The organism is Stenotrophomonas sp. Sm6012 (assembly GCF_030985895.1).
Classification (GTDB): domain Bacteria; phylum Pseudomonadota; class Gammaproteobacteria; order Xanthomonadales; family Xanthomonadaceae; genus Stenotrophomonas; species Stenotrophomonas forensis.
This window is the reverse complement of record NZ_JAPTFX010000053.1, coordinates 1-19,989: the sequence shown is the minus strand read 5'-3', so window position 1 is coordinate 19,989 and position 19,989 is coordinate 1. Positions and strand designations below refer to the sequence as shown.

General features: G+C 68.4%; 17 protein-coding genes. 6 read left to right on the top strand and 11 right to left on the bottom strand.

Going from position 1 to position 19,989, the window contains the following annotated elements; genetic code table 11:
• The first annotated feature begins 76 nt into the window (after positions 1-76).
• Positions 77-346: a hypothetical protein gene (locus O0J73_RS11280; RefSeq protein WP_197564528.1), complete on the top strand. Its 270-nt coding sequence runs from the start codon at positions 77-79 to the stop codon at positions 344-346.
• Between the two features lies 1 nt (position 347).
• Here the strand turns inward: O0J73_RS11280 and pdeM are convergent, their stop codons facing one another.
• Genes pdeM through O0J73_RS11260 form a run of 4 tightly spaced genes read right to left on the bottom strand, consistent with a single transcriptional unit; the run spans position 348 to position 6,037 of the window.
• The gene (gene pdeM, locus O0J73_RS11275) at positions 348-989 is read right to left on the bottom strand and encodes a ligase-associated DNA damage response endonuclease PdeM (protein ID WP_197564529.1); all 642 of its coding nucleotides are present in this window, start codon (positions 987-989) and stop codon (positions 348-350) included.
• Positions 979-3,438, bottom strand: a complete 2,460-nt coding sequence (locus O0J73_RS11270; protein ID WP_308308722.1) for a ligase-associated DNA damage response DEXH box helicase — start codon at positions 3,436-3,438, stop codon at positions 979-981. Before O0J73_RS11270 ends, pdeM begins: the two co-directional genes overlap by 11 nt.
• Positions 3,435-5,042 carry an ATP-dependent DNA ligase gene (locus O0J73_RS11265; RefSeq protein WP_308308720.1) on the bottom strand — a complete coding sequence of 536 codons (1,608 nt, stop codon included), beginning with the start codon at positions 5,040-5,042 and terminating at the stop codon, positions 3,435-3,437. The genes O0J73_RS11270 and O0J73_RS11265 overlap by 4 nt, the downstream gene beginning before the upstream one ends.
• Positions 5,039-6,037 (bottom strand): ligase-associated DNA damage response exonuclease, encoded by a 999-nt coding sequence (locus tag O0J73_RS11260; RefSeq protein ID WP_308308719.1) that lies wholly within the window; start codon positions 6,035-6,037, stop codon positions 5,039-5,041. Before O0J73_RS11260 ends, O0J73_RS11265 begins: the two co-directional genes overlap by 4 nt.
• A 113-nt stretch (positions 6,038-6,150) precedes the next feature.
• Between O0J73_RS11260 and O0J73_RS11255 the strand changes: the two genes are divergently transcribed.
• Positions 6,151-7,788, top strand: coding sequence for an acyl-CoA dehydrogenase family protein (locus O0J73_RS11255; RefSeq protein WP_308308718.1), 1,638 nt, complete (start codon positions 6,151-6,153; stop codon positions 7,786-7,788).
• A 279-nt stretch (positions 7,789-8,067) separates the two neighbouring features.
• On the opposite strand, the gene O0J73_RS11250 is transcribed toward O0J73_RS11255, so the two are convergent.
• The 3 genes from O0J73_RS11250 to O0J73_RS11240 form a co-directional block, all read right to left on the bottom strand.
• Positions 8,068-8,478, bottom strand: a complete 411-nt coding sequence (locus O0J73_RS11250; RefSeq protein WP_308308717.1) for a hypothetical protein — start codon at positions 8,476-8,478, stop codon at positions 8,068-8,070.
• Positions 8,479-8,635: 157 nt separating this feature from the next.
• Positions 8,636-8,977, bottom strand: coding sequence for a hypothetical protein (locus O0J73_RS11245; protein WP_006461107.1), 342 nt, complete (start codon positions 8,975-8,977; stop codon positions 8,636-8,638).
• A 124-nt stretch (positions 8,978-9,101) separates the two neighbouring features.
• A complete protein-coding gene (locus tag O0J73_RS11240; RefSeq protein WP_008265500.1) occupies positions 9,102-10,277 on the bottom strand; it encodes a thiolase family protein in 1,176 nt (391 codons plus the stop codon).
• 183 nt (positions 10,278-10,460) lie between these two features.
• On the opposite strand from O0J73_RS11240, the gene O0J73_RS11235 reads away from it, so the two are divergent.
• Positions 10,461-13,313, top strand: coding sequence for an autotransporter serine protease (locus O0J73_RS11235; protein ID WP_308308716.1), 2,853 nt, complete (start codon positions 10,461-10,463; stop codon positions 13,311-13,313).
• 45 nt (positions 13,314-13,358) lie between these two features.
• Here O0J73_RS11235 and O0J73_RS11230 read toward each other — a convergent pair whose 3' ends face one another.
• On the bottom strand, positions 13,359-14,456 hold the full coding sequence (locus O0J73_RS11230) for a Glu/Leu/Phe/Val dehydrogenase dimerization domain-containing protein (protein ID WP_049456104.1): 1,098 nt from the start codon (positions 14,454-14,456) through the stop codon (positions 13,359-13,361).
• Positions 14,457-14,735: 279 nt separating this feature from the next.
• On the opposite strand from O0J73_RS11230, the gene O0J73_RS11225 reads away from it, so the two are divergent.
• Positions 14,736-15,809 carry an HDOD domain-containing protein gene (locus O0J73_RS11225; RefSeq protein ID WP_308308715.1) on the top strand — a complete coding sequence of 358 codons (1,074 nt, stop codon included), beginning with the start codon at positions 14,736-14,738 and terminating at the stop codon, positions 15,807-15,809.
• Positions 15,810-15,812: 3 nt separating this feature from the next.
• On the opposite strand, the gene O0J73_RS11220 is transcribed toward O0J73_RS11225, so the two are convergent.
• The 3 genes from O0J73_RS11220 to O0J73_RS11210 all read right to left on the bottom strand — a co-directional run bounded on the left by O0J73_RS11220 (position 15,813) and on the right by O0J73_RS11210 (position 18,749).
• The gene (locus O0J73_RS11220) at positions 15,813-17,402 is read right to left on the bottom strand and encodes a phospholipase D family protein (RefSeq protein ID WP_308308714.1); all 1,590 of its coding nucleotides are present in this window, start codon (positions 17,400-17,402) and stop codon (positions 15,813-15,815) included.
• A 91-nt stretch (positions 17,403-17,493) separates the two neighbouring features.
• Positions 17,494-18,192: an RNA pseudouridine synthase gene (locus O0J73_RS11215; RefSeq protein WP_308308713.1), complete on the bottom strand. Its 699-nt coding sequence runs from the start codon at positions 18,190-18,192 to the stop codon at positions 17,494-17,496.
• Between the two features lie 56 nt (positions 18,193-18,248).
• Positions 18,249-18,749, bottom strand: a complete 501-nt coding sequence (locus tag O0J73_RS11210) for a M48 family metallopeptidase (RefSeq protein ID WP_049456100.1) — start codon at positions 18,747-18,749, stop codon at positions 18,249-18,251.
• A gap of 62 nt (positions 18,750-18,811) precedes the next feature.
• Here O0J73_RS11210 and O0J73_RS11205 point away from each other — a divergent pair, with 62 nt between their 5' ends.
• Together O0J73_RS11205 and O0J73_RS11200 are read left to right on the top strand one after the other, a co-directional pair.
• Positions 18,812-19,369, top strand: a complete 558-nt coding sequence (locus tag O0J73_RS11205) for a DUF2058 domain-containing protein (protein WP_006460852.1) — start codon at positions 18,812-18,814, stop codon at positions 19,367-19,369.
• Positions 19,370-19,539: 170 nt separating this feature from the next.
• Positions 19,540-19,806: a DksA/TraR family C4-type zinc finger protein gene (locus O0J73_RS11200; protein ID WP_006460850.1), complete on the top strand. Its 267-nt coding sequence runs from the start codon at positions 19,540-19,542 to the stop codon at positions 19,804-19,806.
• Positions 19,807-19,989: the final 183 nt, after the last annotated feature.

Sequence of the window (19,989 nt, the reverse complement as noted above, 5' to 3'; positions counted from 1 at the left end):
GCGTGGCCCGGGTGGCGCCGCCGTCGCGGCCTGCTGCGGCCCGGACGTGCCGCCGGATGTTGAAGAGGAGGACGCCATGTTGTTCGCGGTCGAAGAGCTGGAATCGGAAATCTGCAAGCTGCGCGGCCTGTTGCAGATGCTGCACGAGGACCAGCCCGACGTACTGGAGGACGTGTTCGAGTTCCATGTCGGCAGCCTGATCAGCCATGCATCACCGGAACACCATGCACGCATCCGTACCTGCGCGCAGGAAATGCTGGTGGCGATCCAGGCCCTGCCGCGACGACGTGACGATGACACGGCGGATTTCCGCCTGATGCCGGCGCTGGGCCTGCGACCGTCCTGATTCAGCGCGCGGGCAGTTGCACCAGGCCGCCGTCGACGCAGGCGATCATCTGCTCGCCGCGGATAGGCACAGGCACGATGCCAGCGGTGAATGCGGAGAACGCGGGCAGGATCGTCATCCGCTCGCGCAGCCAGAATGCAGGAAATCGCCGCCGCAACGAGGGCAGTGCGACCTGCGGGTGCAGATGCCCTGCGATCACGTGCATTGCCGCGTCCGGCACCGGCTCATGGCGAAGCAGGAACGGCGCCAGCCCGATCTCATCGTGGATCTGTACCTGCAGCTGCGCGTGCGGCAGCTGCCGATCGTGATTGCCGCGCAGTACGTGCACGTCCAGCCCGGCATTGCGTTCGCGCCAGCCCAGCCATTGCTGGTACCAGGCCGCGCGATGCGCGGGCCCATGCAGGATGTCGCCGAGAATCCACAGTTCGCGGCAGGCGCGCGTGTCCAGCAGTGACTGCAGGCGTTGCAGGTCGTCGGCGGTGCCGCCGCGGGGCAGGGCGATGCCGGCACGACGGAACACGTCGGCCTTTCCGAGGTGCAGGTCGGCGATCAGCAGCGCCTGCCGCGCCGGCCAGTACAGCGCACGTGCGCCGATCAGAACCATGGTTTCACCGGCAAGCTGCACGGGCAGTTCATCGGCCATGGCGGCGTTCCAGTTGCTGTGCCGCGCGCTGCACGCGTGTGCGCCAGTCTTCGTTGCTGAACTGCCCGCGCAGACGCTCGGCCCACAAGGGAAAGCCCAGTGGCGTCAGCGACGCCGGACGCTGCACCGACAGCGCCTGCGTACTGATGCGTGCCAGCACCTGCTGCAGGCCAGGCAGGTCCAGGCTGTCATGCAGGACCTCGTGTTCGGCCAGCGTCAGCAGTAGATGGTCCGGATCGTGTTCGCGAAGCACGTCGTACAGCAGGCCCGCCGAGGCCTGCAGCTGGCGAAGCGAACGCGGCATGCCGCCGGGCAGGCTGGGCACCAGCAGGCCCGCCACGCGCGCGATGCCGCGGAACTGGCGTCGTGCCAGCTCGCCCAGGTTCACGGCTGCACGCAGATCGTCCAGCAACCGATCACCGGTGAACAGCGTGCGCCACTGCGCTGTGTCCAGCTCGATGGCCTGCGCCGGTGCCAGCACCAGGCCATGGTCGTTCACCGCATAGACGATGCTGTTGCGCTGCAGGCGCGTGCAACGCAGCGCCAACAGGGCCGCCAGTGCCTCGTGTACGTGACGGCCGGCAAAGGGATAGACGAACAGGAACTGGCCGTCGCGGCGGCGTACGTCCTCCACCAGCAGATGATCGGGCGCGGGCCGCGCCGACATGCGTTGCTGCAGGGCCAGCAGCGGAGCCAGCCATCGTGATTCCGCACTGTCATCGGCGCCGGACAGGACCGACTCCAGTTCGCGGCCCAGCGCCATCGACAGCGGCAACTGGCCGCCCTGCCAGCGCGGCACGACGCCGTCACCGCGCCCGCGTGCCAATCGCACGAAGGCGGTCATGTCGCGCAGCTGCACCAGCTCCAGCAGGCGCCCGGCGAACTGGAAGCGATCTCCACGGCGCAGGCGGCTGGCGAACTGTTCCTCGACCGCGCCCAGGCCACCGCCGCGCAGGAACTGTACCCGCACGCTGCCATCGCTGCTGATGGTGCCGATCGAGAGCCGATGACGCAGCGCCTGGCGACGGTCGTGCATGCGATAGCAACCGTCGCCATCGCGTACCACCTTGTGGAAGTCGGGGTACTGGGCCAGCGCCTGGCCACCCTGCACGATGAATGTCAGCACGGCCTGCCACTGCTCTTCACCGAGCGTGGCAAAGGCGTGGGTGCGCTGTACCTGCGCCAGCAACGCGTCGCTGTGGAAGCCGCCGGCCAACGCGCGGCTGACCGCATGCTGGGCCAGCACATCCAGCGACAGTGTCGGTGGCCTGCGCGCCTCGACCACGCCCTCGGCCAGTGCACGGCGCACGGCGGCGTACTCGGCCAGCTCCAGCGCGTGGCTGGGTATGCAGAGGATGGCGCCGCCGGCTCCGGGTCGATGGCGTGCGCGTCCGGCGCGTTGGCGCAGGCGTGCCACGCCCTTCGGGCTGCCCAGCTGCAGCACCTGTTCAACCTCGGGGAAGTCCACGCCGAGGTCGAGGCTGGAGGTCGCGACCACGCAACGCAACGTGCCCGCACGCAGGCCATCTTCCACCTGCTGGCGCAGCGCCGGATCCAGCGAGCCATGATGCAGTGCCAGCGTATCCGGGTCTTCCGGCCAGACTGCCGCCAGCGCCTGATGCCACAGTTCGGCCTGCGCGCGGGTGTTGGTGAACAGCAGGCTGCTGCGCACCTGCATCAGCGCCTCCAGTACGCGTGGCAGCTGCGCCAGGCCGAGATGCCCGGCCCACGGGAAACGCTCACCTGGATCGGGCAGCAGGCTGCGCACGTTGATCGCACGCGGGCGCACACCCTGCACGATCGGTGCATCCGGCTGCCCAGGCAGCAGCACGTCGCGTGCCTCCTGCAGATTGCCCAGCGTGGCCGACAGCCCCCACAGCTGCAGTGCAGGCGCGGCCTCGCGCAGCACGGCCAGGTTCAGCTGCAGCAGGACGCCCCGCTTGTTGCCCAGCAGTTCGTGCCACTCATCCACCACCACGCAGCGCAGCTGGCGCATGCGCGGCAGCGTATCCGGATAACTCAGCAGAAGCGCCAATGATTCCGGTGTGGTCACCAGCACGTCGACGCGGCCCTCGCGCGCCTGCCGCCGCTCGCGGTTGCTGGCATCACCGCTGCGCAGGCCCACCCGCCATCCCAGTCCCAGCCCGTCGACCACCGCCTGAAGGGCGCGCGCGGTGTCGCTGGCCAGTGCGCGCAACGGCGTCACCCACAGCACCTGCAGCGGCCGTACCGCGCTGGCACGCCGCGGCGATGCGGGTGGGTCGATCATCGCCTGCAGCAGCGGCCCACCGAACATGGCCAGGGTCTTGCCGCTGCCGGTGGGCGTGTGCAGCACGCCCGATTCACCGGCCAGGTAGTGCCGCCACATCGCGCGCTGGAACGGCAATGAGCGCCAGCCGCGGGCCGCGAACCAGTCCTCCAGCCGACGCAGCGCCTGGCTGCGGGTCATCGCGCCAGCGCCTGCAGCGTGGCCAGCTGATCAGCCTCGCTGGCCGGCTTGTCGTGGCGCCAGCGCAGGATCCGCGGAAAGCGCACGGCAACGCCCGACTTGTGCCGTGAACTCTGGTTGACCGCTTCGAAGCCCAGTTCAAAGACCTGTTCGGCGCGCACGCTGCGTACAGGTCCGAAGCGCTCGCGGGTGTTGGCGCGGATCCAGCGGTCGAGTGCGAGGATTTCCTTGTCGTCCAGGCCAGAGTAAGCCTTCGCCACCGGCACCAGGGTGTCGCCATCCCAGACCCCGAACGTGTAGTCGGTGTACAGCGTGCTGCGGCGGCCGTGCCCGGCCTGCGCGTACAGCAGCACGGCATCGATCGTGAGCGGGTCGACTTTCCATTTCCACCAGTCGCCGCGGCGTCGCCCGGCCTGGTAGGGTGAGCCACGTCGTTTCAGCATCAATCCTTCCACGCCGCGTTCGCGCGCCAGCTCGCGCATCGCGGCGGCATGCGCCCAATCGTCGGCCACCACCTCGGGCGACAGCTGGATGCGGGTATCGCCCAGCCCGCCGATGACCTCTGCCAGCCGCAGGCGTCGCTGCTGCAACGGCAACGCGCGCAGATCCTCTCCGTCGAGTTCAAGCAGGTCATAGGCGAGCACGCGCACCGGCGTGTTGCGCAGCGTGGCGGCACCGGGCTTGCGACGCTGGATGCGGGTCTGCAGCGCAGTGAAGGCGCGCGGCAGGTCGCCGCTCTCGTCCCAGGCCAGCAGCTCGCCGTCCAGTACGCAGCCGTCGGGGAGTGCCATCGCGGCCTGTTCAATTTCCGGGAAGCGACCATCCAGCCGCTCCTCGCCGCGTGACCACAAGGCTGTTTCGCCGCGCCGCCGCAGCAGCTGCAGGCGGATGCCGTCCCACTTCCATTCCAGCATCCAGTCGTCGATCGGGCCGAGGCGGTCTTCCGGGTCGCCTTCCAGGGGCGAGGCGAGGAAGAACGGGTACGGCTGCTGCCGGTCCAGTGGCAGCTCGTCCGGTGACAGCAGCTGGTCCAGCAGCCCGGGTGAGGGGACCCATTCGCCGAGCATGCGCTGGGCGATGCGTGCGATGTCCAGGCCCGACCATTCGGCCAGCGCCTGCTGCACCAGTCGCTGCGAAACACCAACACGCAGTGCGCCGGTCAGCAGCTTGTTGAACACCAGCCGTTCGCTGCTGCACAGCTGCTGCCAGCCGGTGACCACCGCCGCGCGGCGTACCGTCTCGGCCTGGTTCGCCACGGCCAGCAGGTGCTGTTCGATCCAATCGGCGAGAGGCCGGTCGGCAGCCGGTTGCGCCGGATCGTCCAGCAGCAGGGTAAGTGTTTCGGCCAGGTCACCGACCTGCGCATAGCTGTCTTCGACCAGCCACGGTGGCAGACCCGATTGTTCGGCAATCCAGGCGCGTAGTTCGCCGCTTGCCGCGATCTTCCTGCGCGCGCCGCCGACCTTGCCGCCACTGAGCAGATACAGCGCCCACGCTGCGTCGTGCGCACGTGCCTGGCGGAAGTAGTCAACCAGCGCCGCACGCTTGTCCAGCGTGGCGGTGCTGCGGTCCAGCCGCTGGTAGAGCGCGGCGAAGGCTTTCATTCCTCGCTCCCGAAGTCGGTACGGAAGGCTTCGGCAGCCACCCCGCGTTCGCGCAGGAAGGGGATCAGCGCGTCGGTGTTGCCATGGGTGGCGATCACCCGCTGCGCGCCGGTCTGTTCGATGGTCTGCAGCAGCGCAGGCCAATCGGCATGGTCGGAAATGACGAAACCACGATCGACATTGCGCCGGCGCCGGTTGCCGCGCAGCTGCATCCAGCCGGACGCGAAGCCCAGCTGATGGCGTCCGAAGCGCCGCATCCACGGCGTGCCCGCAGCCGAGGGCGGCGCGAGGATCAACTGGCCGGCTGCATCCGGCTGGCGGCCCAGCTCGGCGACGGTGTGCGTCTCCAGCATCGGTACGCCGGCCTGCCGGTAGACCGCTACGCCGTTGGCAATGGCGCCATGCAGCCAGGCCGGACGATCATCCAGCGGCAACAGTTCGGCCAGCACCCGCTGTGCCTTGCCCAGTGCGTAGCACAGCAGGATCGCGGCCTCGCCACGCTGTTCGCATTCGCGGCGCCACGCCAGGATCTCGGCAGCGACTGCCGGCGTGTCCGGCCAACGGTAGATCGGCAGCGCGAAGGTGGCCTCGGTGATGAAGGTATCGCAGGGCACGACTTCGAACGGCGTACAGGTCGGATCAGGCTGGCGCTTGTAGTCGCCGGACGCCACCCAGACCTGCTGCCCGTCATTGATACGGACCTGCGACGAACCCAGCACATGCCCGGCCGGGTGCAGCGATACCTGTACCCGCCCCAGCCGGAACGGCACACCCTCGGCATGTGCCTGCACCGGGACGTCACCCAGGCGCCAGCGCAGGATCGGCAGAGTCCCTTCGCTGCAGTGGTATTCACCCATGCCCGGGCGCGCGTGATCACCATGGCCATGGGTGATGACCGCGCGCGGCACCGGCCGCCAGGGATCGATGTGGAAGTCACCGGCGGCGCAGTACAGCCCCTCCGGGCGCAGGACCACCAGATCGTCGTTGCCTGTCATGCAGCAACTTTGGCGGCTGCCTCGTGCACGGGGTGAGAACCGGCCTGAACGCGGGCTTGGCAGGCGATGCGGCACAATCGGAGCGCACACTTCTTGCCGCCAGGACGGACCGGATGAGTGGACCCAGCATCAGCAGCAATGCCCCCTTTGAAACCCATGTGGTGCTGAACCAGCCGCCACCGTTCGCCGGCCGACAGCTGTGGACCGATGATGTGGCGTTGATGGAAGCGGTGCAGCGGGAGGGCGCCGGCGGCTTCGCGCCGCGCCTGGCGGTATACGGCGCGCTGGCCGGTGACGAACTGTACCGTCTCGGCTTCGATGCCAATCGTGATCGGCCACGACTGCGCACGCATGATGCGCAAGGCCATCGCATCGATACCGTGGAGTTCCATCCGGCCTACCACCAGCTGATGGGCACGGCGAAGCGGCATGGCGTGGCTGGACTGTCGTGGCACGAGCCGCAGCCCGGTGCGCATGTCGCGCGCGCGGCCCTGAGCTACCTGCATCACCAGGCCGAGGCGGGCACCAGCTGCCCGTTGACCATGACCCACGCCGCAGTGGCGGTGCTGAGCCCGCACCCGCATCTGGCCGAATGGTCGCGCAAGGCCGCTGCGCCGGTCTACGACCCACGCGACGTGCCGGTGGCGGACAAGGCCGGCATCACCCTGGGCATGGGCATGACCGAGAAGCAGGGCGGCTCGGACGTGCGGGCCAACAGCACGCGTGCCGAACCGGTCGATGGCGAGCGCTATCGCCTGGTCGGCCACAAGTGGTTCTTCTCCGCACCCATGTGCGATGGCTTCCTGGTTTTGGCACAGGCGCCTGGTGGGCTGACCTGCCTGCTGATGCCGCGCCGGTTGGCCGATGGCGACCGCAATGCGTTCCGGTTGATGCGGTTGAAGGACAAGCTGGGTGACTGGGCCAATGCGTCCAGCGAAGTCGAGTTCTGTGGCGCACAGGCGTGGCGCGTGGGCGAGGAGGGGCGCGGTGTGGCCACCATCATCGGCATGGTGATGATGACCCGCCTGGATTGCATGCTGGGCGCTGCGGCGGAGATGCGCATGGCATTGGCACAGGCACTGCACCATGCGCGCCATCGACGTACCTTCGGCACGCTGCTGGTCGATCACCCGCTGATGGCCAACGTGCTGGCCGATCTGGCGCTGGAGTCGGAAGCGGCCACGGTGTTGTCGATGCGTATCGCGCGCGCGGTGGATCGTGCCGGCGTGGATGGCAATGAAGCGGCACTGGCGCGGCTCGGCACGGCCCTGGGCAAATATTGGGTATGCAAGCGTGCGGCCGCGTTCGTCAATGAAGCACAGGAATGCCTGGGCGGCGCCGGCTACGTCGAGGAATCGATGTTGCCGCGGCTGTACCGGCAGGCACCGTTGAATTCGATCTGGGAGGGCAGCGGCAACATCCAGTGCCTGGACGTGCTGCGCGCGCTGGCACGTGAGCCCGAGGCGATGGTGGCGCTGCGCGGTGAACTGGCCGCGGTGGCCGATCGTGATGCGCGCTATGCGGCCGCCCTGCAGCGCTGGGCGGCGGCACCGCCGCCGGAAGAATCGCAGGCGCGGACGTTCTGCGAGCGCACAGCGCTGCTGCTGCAGGCGGCGCTGCTGTTGCGTGCGCGCAGTCCGATGGCCGAGGCATTCGTGCGTAGTCGTTTGCAAGGGGAGCATGGGCTGGCATTCGGGACGCTGCCGGCGGGGCTGGATCTGTCGGGGATGCTGGCGCGCGCGTTGCCGTAGGCGGCGGCCAACGGCGGAGCCCCTCGTGGTGGGCGCTGATATCGGCGGTGGCCGCGCGAGTGGGTTGCGCAGGGTACGCCGTGAACCCGTCCTTGGGGCCTTGGCCGCGGCATCCATGCCGCGGACACCCCTGCGCAACCCACTCGCGCGGCCTCGGAAGGTTTCCGTACCGTCCACCACGGAATCAACAGAAAGAGCAGAGAGCGGAAAGCAGAAAAGCCACGGCAGTGCCGCGGCTTTTCCTGTGACGCCGAGCGCATGCCCGGCTGCCGGTACGCCTCAGTGCTTGGCTTCATCCTTGGCGGCGTTGGCCTTCGCGTCATTGGCGACATCGCGCGCCTTGTCGGCGACCTTCTGGGCGGCGTTGGCGGTAGCGTCGCTGGCGTGAGCCGCGGCGTCGGTGGCAGCGTCCTTGGCCTTGTCGGCGGCATTGGCGGTGGCGTCTGCGGCCTTGTCCAGCGCCTGCTGGGTATCGGCAGCGGCCTGTTCGGAGGCGGCGGCGGTCTTGTCGGCGGCTTCGCGGGTGGCGGCAGCGGCCTTGTCGACAGCGTCACGGGCGGCAGCGCCAGCGCTGTCGGCGGCCTGCTGTGCGTCCTGCTTGGCCTGTTCGGCTTCCGGGCCCTTGCAGGCGGCCAGCGCCAGCAGCAGGGAGGCAGCCAGCAGGGTGGTGGTGATCGGACGAATCTTCATGGCGGTCTCCGGTGCTGCAATGGATGGGGACGCCAGCCTATTCATGCCGTTGTGAAGACGGGGTGGCGATGCACTGGCTCAACCGCCTGCATCGGCGCAAAGAAAAAGCCGCTGGCGAACCAGCGGCTTTTCCAGAACAGCGTGAAGAAAGAAGTTATTACTTCTTGGCTTCTTCAGCAGCGTCCTTGGCCTTCTCGGCGGTGCCTTCGGCAGCCTTGGCAGCGTCGGCAGCAGCGCCGGCAGCAGCGTCGGTGGCAGCAGCGCCAGCCTGGGCAGCGGCGTCAGCCGAAGCGTCAGCAGCGGTGGCGGCGGTGTCAGCGGCCTGCTGGGCAGCGTCGGCGGTCTGGGCGCCAGCAGCGGCGGCCTGGTCGGCAGCAGCCTGGGCTTCGGTGGCGGCTTCGTTGGCCGAAGCAGCGGCGTCCTGGGCAGCTTCCTGCTTCGAGCAGGCGGCCAGGGCCAGAGCCAGGGACATCGCGACCAGCAGCTTGTTGATGCTCATTGTGTAAATCCTCGTCGTTAGAATTAGGCAACGCGCATGCTGCGCGCCGACAACATGATGACAAGCCAATATTGGGTGTCAAGCGATCCCGCATTCATTTTTGCGAAATCATCGTTAAATCTTTTTAAATCAATTCGATGGCAATTGCCGTCGCTTCGCCGCCGCCGATGCAGAGGGTGGCAATGCCGCGCTTGCCACCGCGTGTGCGCAGCGCGTTGACCAGGGTCACCACCAGGCGTGCACCCGAGGCACCGATGGGATGGCCCAGGGCGCAGGCACCGCCATTCACGTTGAGCTTGTCGTGCGGGATGCCCAGCTCACGCATCGGCGCCATCGCCACCACGGCAAAGGCTTCGTTGATTTCGAACAGATCGACCTGGTCCAGCGACCAGCCGGTCTTGGCCAGCAGCGTGTGCAGCGCGCCGATCGGTGCGGTGGTGAACCACTCCGGCTCCTGCGAGTGGGTGGCGTGGCCGACAATGCGGGCCAGCGGGGTGATGCCACGCGCGGCGGCATCTTCCTCGGTCAGCAGGACCACAGCGGCCGCGCCATCGGAAATGCTGGAGGAGCTGGCGGCGGTGACGCTGCCGTCCTTCTTGAAGGCCGGACGCAGGGTCGGGATCTTGGCGATGTCCGAGCGGCCCGGCTGCTCGTCGGTGGCGACCTCGACCTCTCCCTTGCGGGTAGCGACCTTCACCGCGACGATTTCATCGGCGAACGCGCCATTGGCCTGCGCAGCCTGCGCACGCTTGACCGATTCGATGGCGTAGGCGTCCTGCTCTTCGCGGCTGAACTGGTACTTGTCCACGGCGCATTCGGCGAATTCGCCCATCGCCTTGCCATCGTAGGCATTGACCAGGCCGTCGTGGGCCATGTGGTCGACCGCCTGGAAGTTGCCGAAGCGGTTGCCGGTGCGCGAGTTCGGCAGCATGTGCGGCGCGTTGGACATCGATTCCATGCCGCCGGCCACCACGATGCTGGCCGAGCCGGCCTTGATCAGGTCATGGCCGAGCATGATGGTCTTCATGCCCGAGCCGCACACCTTGTTGAGGGTGGTGGCGCCCACCGACAGCGGGATGCCGGCGGCGATCGCCGCCTGGCGGGCGGGCGCCTGGCCGAGGTTGGCCGGCAGCACGCATCCCATGAGGACCTCGGAGACGTCGCTGGCCGGAACACCCGACTGTTCCAGGGCGGCGCTGATGACGGCCGCGCCCAGGGTGGGGGTCGGCACGCCGTTGAACTGGCCGAGGAAGGAGCCGATGGCGGTGCGCTTGGCGGCGGCGATGACGATGTTGGACATGGCAATCTCGTTGATGCGTAAGCAATGTTCGGAAAGGAGACCGGAGGCCGTTGGAAGCGCCCCGGTTTCCCGGCAGACTGCGTGGGGGTCGGCCCAAGTATAGAGGGTCGCGGAGGGCCGTCGCTGGGCGCGGCCGCATGCCAGCCAGGATCACGGCCGGCCAACGTTCATGGGAAGGAATCGATGGAACGCACGACGATGGTGAAGTCTGCCCTGGGTACCGCGCTGGCCATGGCGCTGACGGCATGTGGTGGAGGCGGAGGCGGCAGCAATGTGCGCATCGATCCACCGCCGACCACGCCGCCCACCACGCCGCCGCCCACGACCCCGCCCCCCACGACGCCGCCGCCGGCCAAGCCGCAGGAGCCGGCCTTCGATGCGCATCTGTCAGTCACCAACGCGCGGGCCGCACAGGCGGCCGGTCTGACCGGGCAGGGCGTGCGCATCGGCATCGTTGATTCAGGGGTGCAGCGCAATGCGGTGGCGCTGAACGGGCGGGTGCTGGCCAACCTCAACTACATCGATCCGGCCAGGAACAATCTGGCGGTCGACGATGTGGTCGGCCATGGCACGGCGGTGGCCAGCCTGGCCGCTGGTGCAGCGGTGGGAACGTGGCCGGGCGGCATCGCGCCGGGGGCGCAGATCGTATCCGCGCGGATCATTTCCGACACGCCGCCAACCGATGACGGCAGTGGGCGCGGCAATGCCTTCAGCGGTCCGCTCGGCGTGGCGCAGGTCCACCAGGACCTGATCAGCTACAACGTGAAGGTGATGAACAATTCGTGGGGCGGCCTGTACTGGACCGACCTGCCGACCACCGCGCAGGTGGCGGCCGAATACCGCCCGTTTGTCATCAACCACGGCGGCCTGGTGGTGTTCGCAGCCGGCAATGATGCGCGCACCGAACCCAGCAGCCTGGCCGCGCTGCCCAGCCAGAAAGGCGTGGCCGGTACGCTTCCGGCGGCCGACCTGGAGCGTGGCTGGCTGGTGGCGACCGCGGTTGATCCCTACACGCCGGGCGCACTGGCCAGTTATGCCAATGCCTGCGGCCAGGCGGCCCGCTACTGCCTGGCGGCGCCGGGCAGCGCGGTCTATCCCGACGCCAGCGGCGGCAGCTATTACTGGAACTACGGCACGTCATTCGCCGCGCCGCTGATCTCCGGTGCGGCGGCGCTGGTCTGGCAGCGTTTCCCGTACTTCAACAACGACCTGGTGCGGCAGACCCTGCTGGGCACCGCCAAGGACATCGGCGCGCCCGGCGTGGACCCGGTGTTCGGCTATGGCCTGCTGGACATCGGCCGAGCGGTCAATGGCCCGGGGCGCTTCGACTGGGGCGATGTGGTCGCCAATGTGGATGTGGCCTCGACCGGCTCGCTGTGGAGCAACGACATCGTCGGCAGTGGCGGCCTGGTCAAGCAGGGCAGTGGAACCCTGGTGCTGGGCGGCAACAACAGCTACACCGGTGCCACCCGCATCGAGCGCGGCATCCTGTCGCTGCAGAATGGCGGTGTCATCCGTTCCAACGTGACCATCCTGGGCCAGCCCGATCCGGACTCGACCGGCCTGCAGTTCAATGGCGGCATGCCGCGGGTGATCGGCAACGTCGTCAATGGCAGCAGTGTGTTCCTCACCACCGGCAACACCACCGCTACCATCGAAGGCGACTACACGCAGCAGGCCGGCGCACAGCTGATGATCGCGCTCGGTGCCAATGCGCTGCAGGTCACCGGCACCGCAAGGATCGACGGCGGCGTGCGCGTGCATGGCTTCGTCTCCGGCTATGTGCCGCGCGACGGCAGTCGCCAGGATCTGATCCATGCCGCAGGCGGCCTCAGCGGCACCTTTGCTGCACCGGCTACGTCCAGTGGCCTGCAGGGCCTGTCACTGCTGCAGACCAGCTATGGCTATGACAGCACCACGGCCTGGTTGAACCTGGCCCAGGTCAGTGTCACTTCTGCCGCCAGTGGACTGAGCGCCTCTGCGCAGGCTGCGGCGCAGCGCCTGGACGGCGCGTTCAACGCGCTGGATCGCAGCAGCGGCCTGCAGGGTTCGCCGTTCGGCGCGGCGGCCGGCGCGCTGCAGTGGACCGGCGGTGGTCGTGATGGCCTGGCCGCCAGCCTGCAGAGCCTGTCGGGACAGGCGCATGCGAGGGCCGAGGCGGCCACGTTCGACAGCATCGACATGTCACGCCGCGCGATCGCCGAACGTTTCGATCGGGTGCAGGCCGCACCGCGGCTGCGCGGCACCTGGCAGAGCGCCTTGGGCGAGGCCGGGCAGGGCAGCTTCGCCGGCAACAGCGCCGACAGCCGCGGCTGGATGGCTGGCCAGGATCTGGCCTTGGGCAGCAACGGGCTGATGGGCGTGGCCTTCGGCGAGACCCGCAGCAACGGTGGCAGCAGTTTTGATGGAGAGCGCGGTCGTGATCGCCAGGCGCAGGCGCAGTTGTATGCCGGCTGGAACCTGGGGCGTGGCTATGCGCTGGCCCAGTTCGGCAGCGGTCAGTTCACCCGTGCGCTGGATCGCCAGCTGCTGCTGGGTGCCGGCGCCTACGGGGTCTCTGCGCGCTACGGCGGGCGCTTCAGCAGTGCCAGCGTGGAAGGCGGCTATCGCTTCGGCCGCGCCGCTGCATCGCTGACGCCTTACCTGGGCGCCAGCACCACGCGTGTGGAGACCGACGCCTTCCAGGAGCTGGGTGGCTTCGGCTTCGGCCTGCGTGGCGATGCCAACCGGGTGCAGCGCAGCCAGATGCTGGCCGGTGTGCGCGGTGAGCGTGGATGGGGGCGATGGACGCTGCGCGGCCATGCCGAGTGGCAGCAGCGGCTCGATGGCGCCGATGCGGATTGGCAGGCCAGTTTCGTCGGTGTCGACGCCTGGGCGCCACTGGCGGGCTGGAACACGTCACGCGGAAGTGCGCTGTTCGGCGTGGCGCTGGAATCGTGGTGGGGCCGCAATGGCCGCCTGAGCCTGGGCTTCGACCAGCGTGTCGGTGGCGAAGGCGCGCGGCAGGCGGCCCTGCGCTACAGCACCGGGTTCTGAGTGATCGGTCGCGCCGGGCCAGGCCCGGCGCGACCCTCCGCAGGCTCAGCCGCCGCGCAGGTTGCCCAGGCGCGGGGTGCTGCGGCCCAGTGGCATCTTCAGCTTGCCGATCGACAGGATGCGGCTTTCGGCGATGCGGTCGGCGGCACGCTGCGGCGCGATGTTCTCGCGCTGCGACAGTTCGAAGATGCGGGTGAGGTTGTGGTAGATGCTGCGGATCAGGCGCATCGCGCGTTCGCGGTTGTAGCCGTCGATCTCCAGCGACACGTTCATCACGCCACCGGCGTTGACCGCGTAATCCGGCGCATACAGGATGCCGCGCGCATGCAGCTCGTCGCCGATTTCCAGGCTCGACAGCTGGTTGTTGGCGGTGCCACAGATGATCTTGGCCTTGATCCGCGGCAGGGTATCGGCATTGATCGCGCCTTCCAGCGCACATGGCGCGAACACATCGGCGTTGACCTCGTGGATCTCGTCCGGCTTGACCGCTTCGGCGCCGAAATCGCTGACCGCACGATCAACCAGGCTGCTGTCCAGATCGGTGACATACAGCTTGGCGCCGCGGTCGCGCAGCAGCTTCACCAGTTCCATGCCGATGTGGCCCAAGCCCTGCACCGCGATGCTGGTCTTGCCTACTTCTTCATGCCCGAACTTGAAGCGCATCGCCGCCATCAGCGCCTGCAGCGCACCGTAGGCGGTGAACGGCGCCGGATCGCCGGAGCCGCCATGGACCTGGTGCACGCCGGTCACGAACTGGCTCTCCAGGTAGATGTTCTCCATGTCGTTGACGTCGGTACCGACGTCCTCGGCGGTGATGTAGCGCCCGCCCAGCGAATCGACGTAACGGCCGAAGGCGCGGAACAGCACCTCGGTCTTGTCCACCTTCGGGTCGCCGATGATCACCGCCTTGCCACCACCGACATTGAGGCCGGCCAGCGCATTCTTGTAGGTCATCGTCCGGCTCAACCGCAGCACGTCGGCCAGCGCCTCGTCGGTGCTGGCGTAGGGGCGCATGCGCACGCCGCCCAGGGCCGGGCCCAGGGTGGTGTTGTGGATGGCGATGATCGCCTTCAGCCCGGCATCGTGGTTGTGGCAGAACACCACCTGTTCATGGCCGGTGGTGGCGAGGGTTTCGAATAGCATGGCATCTCCGATGGCGCGAACAGCGGCGAACTGCGGCGAACGGCCAGTGAACGGTAGGGTCCCAAAAACAAAAAAAGCGACGTCGTCGGTGCAGGGGGACGGGTCGCGCGGCGCCATTCTAGTCCATTCCTCCGGCTGCTGCCGTCGACATCGGCGGGCTTCTGGTTAAAGAAGATGAAAGCGCGGCCGATGCTGCGACGACGGCGGGTCGCCGGATTCATGTGAAGAGGCAGGACGGTCAGTGACGGCAAAGGCAGCACAACGACAGGGCGGGCGGCGATGACGCCGGCCTGGTGGCGATCGCTGCGCGCGTGGCTGGCGCGCTCGACCGGAGCGGCGCCGTCGCGGTTGGCGGCAGCGTCGCGGCAGGCGGTGGCTGCCGCCGCGGCCAGCCTGCAGGGCGAGGCCCTGCCGCCGGGTGAGATCGCCGAGCACCTGCAGCGCGGCCTGCATGCGCTGGCGCTGTATCCGCGGCTGGCCGGCGAGCCTACGCCGGTCCAGGACCCGGCGCTGGGCGAGGCGGTGGCGCGCGCGCTGCAGGATCACGACTGGGCGGCCCGGCACCTGCCCCGCCGCCCGCAGCTGCTGCCGCAACTGATCCAGACCGTCAACGACGACGCGGCCTCGGCGCGGGTGATGGCGGCGATCATCGGCCAGGACCCGGTGCTGACCGGCAACCTGCTGCGCATCGCCAACAGCCCGGCCTACAAGGTGCACGAGCGGCCCGTGGAAAGCCTGCAGCGGGCGGTGACCCTGGTCGGCACCGAAGGCGTGCGCCAGATCATCAGCGCGGTGCTGGTGCAGCCGGTGATGCAGGTGCAGTGCGAGGTGTTCCCGCAGTTCAGCACGATCATCTGGGAACATGCGTTGCTGGCTTCGCGCGCGGCCGCCGACCACGCACGCACGGTCACCTTCGGCGATGCCTTCGCCGCGCAGTGGCTGGGACTGGTGCAGGGGCTGGGCGCGGCGCTGGTGATGCGCCAGCTGCTGCAGGAAGCGCAGGCACGCGGCGAAACCGTGGAGCCGACCCTGGCCCTGCAGCTGCTGCAACAGTGGTCGTTGCCGCTGGCACAGCGCGTGGCGGCGGCCTGGGAATTGCCCGAACCGGTGCACCAGGCACTGGCGCCGGAAGCGGACGGACCGCTGGCCGACAGCCTGCGCCTGGCCAGCGCCGCTGCGGCTGCCAGCCTGCTGTGCAGGCACGGGCATGCCAGCCAGAACCGCATGCTGGCCCTGCTTGAACAACTGCCGTCGGCACCGCCGCATACCCTGCGCTGGATCTGGCGGCGCCTGCACGGGCGCAGCGTGGAAACGCGCGATGAGGCCGGGCAGGAGGCACCGCCGTCGCCCTGAGCGCTACAGCTGCGATTCCACCGGCAGCCAGCTGATCACCCGTGCAGTCCAGCGCTTGCCCAGGCTTGCCCCGGGTTCGGCCTCCACCCAGTGCGGCGGCGGCTGCCGCTCCAGCCAGCGCAGCGCATCGTCGTGGCCCAGGGCCAGCCACCAGCTGTGCGCAGGGCTGGCCAGGCGCAGGTACTCGTCGCGCAGCTGCGCACCCAGCACCGGATCGTTGAACAGCACGCCCATTTCGGTGTTGAGGTAGGCCGAGCGCGGATCGAGGTTGAACGAGCCGACGAATCCGCGGCGGTCATCGACCACGAACGCCTTCGTATGCAGGCTGGCCCCGCTGCTGCCGAACAGGCTGGTATCCGGCTGGCCGTGTGCCTTCAGTTCGTACAGCTGCACGCCGGCCTTCAGCAGCGGCACGCGGTAGCCCATGTAGCCGCCGTGCACTGCGGCCACGTCGTTGGCGGCCAGCGAATTGGTGACCACGCCCACCTGGGCGCCGCGCGCGGCCAGTCCCGAAAGGCCCTCCACGCCATCGCTGCCGGGCACGAAGTAGGGCGAGATCAGCAGTGCGCTGCGACGGGTGGTTGCCAGCTCGTCGCTGAGCATATTGACCAGCCAGTTGCGACGATCATCGTCGCGGTGCTTCATCGGCGGATCGGAGGCGATGCGCACGTTCGCGCTCCAGTGCAGGGGCTCCGGCGCAGGCCGCTGCAGGCCGCGCGATGCGGCTACGCGTTGCAGGTAGGGCTGCGCCCTGGCATGCAGCGCATCCAGGTCCGACTGCCGCACGAGTTGCCGCAGCTGTTCATCGCTGTAAGAGGCCAGCGCGGAAATCGGAATGGCCGTGCTGCTGTTCCAGTAGTCGTCGAAGATCCGGTTGGCCTGCTGCACGGCCGGTCCGGCCACCACCAGGTCAAGATCCTGGAAGTTCACATCGTCGCGTGCACTGAAGTATTCCTCGCCGATGTTGCGCCCGCCGACGATGGCGATGCGGCCATCGGCGATCCAGCTCTTGTTGTGCATGCGGTGGTTCACGCTGAAGGCGCGTTGCACCAGCTCCAGCGTGCGTGCGATGCCACTGCGGTTGCGGAACGGGTTGTACAGGCGGATCTCGATGTTGGGATGCGCATCGAGCGCCATCATCAGCGCATCCTTGTCCCTGGCGTTCATGTCGTCGAGCAGGATGCGCACGCGCACGCCGCGTTCGGCGGCGTCATACAGCGCCTTGGCCATCAGGTGGCCGACCAGATCGTCGTGCCAGATGTAGTACTGCAGGTCCAGGCTGCGGCCTGCGTGCATGGTGATCATCGCGCGGGCCGCGAACGCATCCATGCCATCGCTGAGGAAGGCCACGCCGGACTTGCCGGGATGGGCCTCCTGCAGTGGCACGATCTGCTGATCGATGCGGGTCTGCGCCGGCTGCAGTGGCAGTACGTGCGACGGCGCGCCCTGTGCCTGTGGCGTGAGATGGTCGGCCAGCAGCAGGCCGGACAGGACCAGCAGCAACAAGGCGGCGATGATGATCGCAGCGACACGCAACAGGCGTCGCCACAGGGGCTTGGGCGGACTCATGCCCCGATGGTAGATCGACGCCATGCGTGGATGAAAGCCGGAAGACCCGCTGCAATGCATCCACGCCGTGCGTGGATGGCTTCTTCAGGCAATGTCATGCCATGCGTGGATGCGGTCAGAACCGCTCGTCACTGCCCAGGTAGCGCCACTGGCCTGGTGGCAGCGGCCCGAGTGCCACGCGGCCAATACGCAGGCGACGCACGGCCGCGACCTGCAGCCCGGCGGCGGTCACCGCCACGCGCAGGCCCTTGGCGGTCAGCCCCTTGCCGGCAAAGCGCAGGCGCTGTTCGCTCTGCCAGCTGACCTTGGCGCCACCGGATTCCTGCTGCAGCCGCGCCAGCAGCCACGGACCGCGCTCGGGGCCGCCTTCGGCCACTTCGATGAGGTACTCCTGCTCGGTGCGGCCCAGGTTGCGCTGCAGGTGGGCCAGCGTGGCCGGATCCTGGCTGACCACCACCAGGCCACTGTCGCTGGCAGGCAATGCGGCGGCCAGCTGCAGGCCGTGGAAATGGCGCTGCAGCGGACGGATGCCGCTGGCATCAAGCTCGCTTCGGCTGTCGCTGCTGACCAGCGCGCACAGGGCCTCGGCGGCGACGCCGGCCGGCTTGTGCAGCAGCATGCTGACCCGTTCGGCCTTGTCATCGCTGGCCTGCTCGGCCACCACGATCACGGCGTTGTCGTCGACCGGGCGCTGCGGCTGTTCCACCACCTCGCCATCGACCGTGACCCAGCCACCCTCGATGTAGCGCCGGGCTTCGCCGCGCGGGATGCCGAGCAGGGCGGACAGGCGTTTGTCGAGACGGATCGGTTCCATGGCGGGCAGGTCGGTCAGGTCGGGCAGGGGGCGCGCAGTGTAGCTGCTGCGGCCGATCAGCGCTGGCCGCGGTTGGCCAGTTCGGTCAGGTACAGGCGGGTGTCGAATTCCAGCTGCAGGTAGTCCGGCTCCATGTGCTGGCACAGCTGGTAGAAAGCCTTGTTGTGGTCGGCTTCCTTCAGGTGGGCCAGCTCATGCACCACGATCATGCGCAGGAATGCCGCCGGCGCCTGGCGGAACACGGTGGCGATGCGGATCTCGCGGCTGGCCTTGAGGCGGCCGCCGTGTACGCGGGAGATGGCGGTGTGGGTGCCCAGCGCGTGCTTGATCACTTCCAGCGTGTTGTCGTAGCAGACCTTGTTGAGCGGCACTGACTTGCGCAGGTAACGGTCTTTCAGTTCCTGGGTGTAGTCGTACAGCTGGCGGTCGCTGCGCACCTCGTGCGGGTCCGGGTAGCGCTGCTGCAGCCAGGGCCCCAGCTTGCCCTGCGCCAGCAGTTCGCTGACCTGGGCGACCAGGGGCTCGGGATAGCCGGTGAGGTACTTCATCACTGCCATGCAGGGGCGGCGGGGCGTCGGTAGAATGGAGCCTCCAAGATTACACGCGGTACGCATCGACCATGGCAAAGCCCAACGCGCTGCAGGAACAATTGCTCAAGGCCGGCCTGGCCAAGAAGTCGCAGGCCAGCGCCGCCGCGAGCGCGCAGGCCAAGGCCCGCCAGGGCAAGGCCGAACCGACCTCGGCCGAGGTCCAGCGCGAAGCTGAACGCGCCCGCGCCGAGAAGGTCGAGCGTGACCGCGCACTGGCCGCCGAGCGCAATGCCCAGGCCAGGCAGGCTGAACAGAAGGCCCAGGCAAGGCAGATCATCAGCGCCCACGCCGTGCCCCACAAGGGCGATGACGAATACCGCTTCAGCGACGGCGCGGCGATCCGCACCCTGCTGATCGACCCCAAGCTGCGCAAGGCACTGTCGGTGGGCGTGCTGGTCATCGTTGCCCATGGCGAGGGCTACGCGCTGCTGCCGCGAGCCGCCGCCGAGAAGGTGCGTGAACGCGCCCCGGAAGCGATCATCGTCGACCACGGCCAGCCGGGCTCGACCGCCGAGATCTCCACCGGCAACGCCGAGGACGACGCCTACTACGCCCAGTTCCAGGTGCCGGATGACCTGGTCTGGTAAGCAAAAAGGGGACGGAGGGGATTAAGCCGCAATCGGCTCGATCGAACCCGTCCGCGTTCTGTTCGTCTTCCTGAAGAGCAGCCGAACACGGCTCGGCTCCGCATGAAGGCCTGTCTTTTTGCCGGCGTGTATCGTCCCCATATCAGGCGACACACCTGCGGAGGATGGCCATGGCCACCGGTTGGGCGGGAGATGGTGCGGTCCAGGACCAGATCGACGCCACCGTTGATGATGCGATTGCCCGCGCGCGGCGGCAGCTGCGCCAGGGGCCGGGCCTGGAACACTGTGAGGAATGCGACGCGCCGATCCCGTTGGCGCGGCGTCAGGCCGTGCCCGGGGTACGCCTGTGCGTGGCCTGCCAGCAGGCGCTGGATGATGAGGAACACGCGCACAGCGGCTACAACCGGCGCGGCAGCAAGGACAGCCAGCTGAGGTAAGGGGTTTTGTTGCAGGGCTGCGCCCTGCACCTGCAGATGCCTCAAGCCAAGGCAACAGCAACAGCAAAAGCAATAGCTTGCGTTCCGCGGGTTGGCGGGGCGGTGTCGGAGTGCGGGGACGCCGCAAGTTCGTCCATGTAGGCTTGGCAGCCGCTTGCTCGTGTGCGCGTTCCTGCGCACACG

Coding starts and splice junctions, on each gene's coding strand:
- O0J73_RS11250 (WP_308308717.1), bottom strand. CDS start 8,478: ATGAAGATTCGTCCGATCACCACCACCCTGCTGGCTGCCTCCCTGCTG.
- O0J73_RS11210 (WP_049456100.1), bottom strand. CDS start 18,749: ATGGCAGTGATGAAGTACCTCACCGGCTATCCCGAGCCCCTGGTCGCC.
- O0J73_RS11245 (WP_006461107.1), bottom strand. CDS start 8,977: ATGAGCATCAACAAGCTGCTGGTCGCGATGTCCCTGGCTCTGGCCCTG.
- O0J73_RS11240 (WP_008265500.1), bottom strand. CDS start 10,277: ATGTCCAACATCGTCATCGCCGCCGCCAAGCGCACCGCCATCGGCTCC.
- O0J73_RS11235 (WP_308308716.1), top strand. CDS start 10,461: ATGGAACGCACGACGATGGTGAAGTCTGCCCTGGGTACCGCGCTGGCC.
- O0J73_RS11205 (WP_006460852.1), top strand. CDS start 18,812: ATGGCAAAGCCCAACGCGCTGCAGGAACAATTGCTCAAGGCCGGCCTG.
- O0J73_RS11215 (WP_308308713.1), bottom strand. CDS start 18,192: ATGGAACCGATCCGTCTCGACAAACGCCTGTCCGCCCTGCTCGGCATC.
- O0J73_RS11255 (WP_308308718.1), top strand. CDS start 6,151: ATGAGTGGACCCAGCATCAGCAGCAATGCCCCCTTTGAAACCCATGTG.
- O0J73_RS11265 (WP_308308720.1), bottom strand. CDS start 5,042: ATGAAAGCCTTCGCCGCGCTCTACCAGCGGCTGGACCGCAGCACCGCC.
- O0J73_RS11260 (WP_308308719.1), bottom strand. CDS start 6,037: ATGACAGGCAACGACGATCTGGTGGTCCTGCGCCCGGAGGGGCTGTAC.
- O0J73_RS11225 (WP_308308715.1), top strand. CDS start 14,736: ATGACGCCGGCCTGGTGGCGATCGCTGCGCGCGTGGCTGGCGCGCTCG.
- O0J73_RS11230 (WP_049456104.1), bottom strand. CDS start 14,456: ATGCTATTCGAAACCCTCGCCACCACCGGCCATGAACAGGTGGTGTTC.
- pdeM (WP_197564529.1), bottom strand. CDS start 989: ATGGCCGATGAACTGCCCGTGCAGCTTGCCGGTGAAACCATGGTTCTG.
- O0J73_RS11280 (WP_197564528.1), top strand. CDS start 77: ATGTTGTTCGCGGTCGAAGAGCTGGAATCGGAAATCTGCAAGCTGCGC.
- O0J73_RS11200 (WP_006460850.1), top strand. CDS start 19,540: ATGGCCACCGGTTGGGCGGGAGATGGTGCGGTCCAGGACCAGATCGAC.
- O0J73_RS11270 (WP_308308722.1), bottom strand. CDS start 3,438: ATGACCCGCAGCCAGGCGCTGCGTCGGCTGGAGGACTGGTTCGCGGCC.
- O0J73_RS11220 (WP_308308714.1), bottom strand. CDS start 17,402: ATGGCGTCGATCTACCATCGGGGCATGAGTCCGCCCAAGCCCCTGTGG.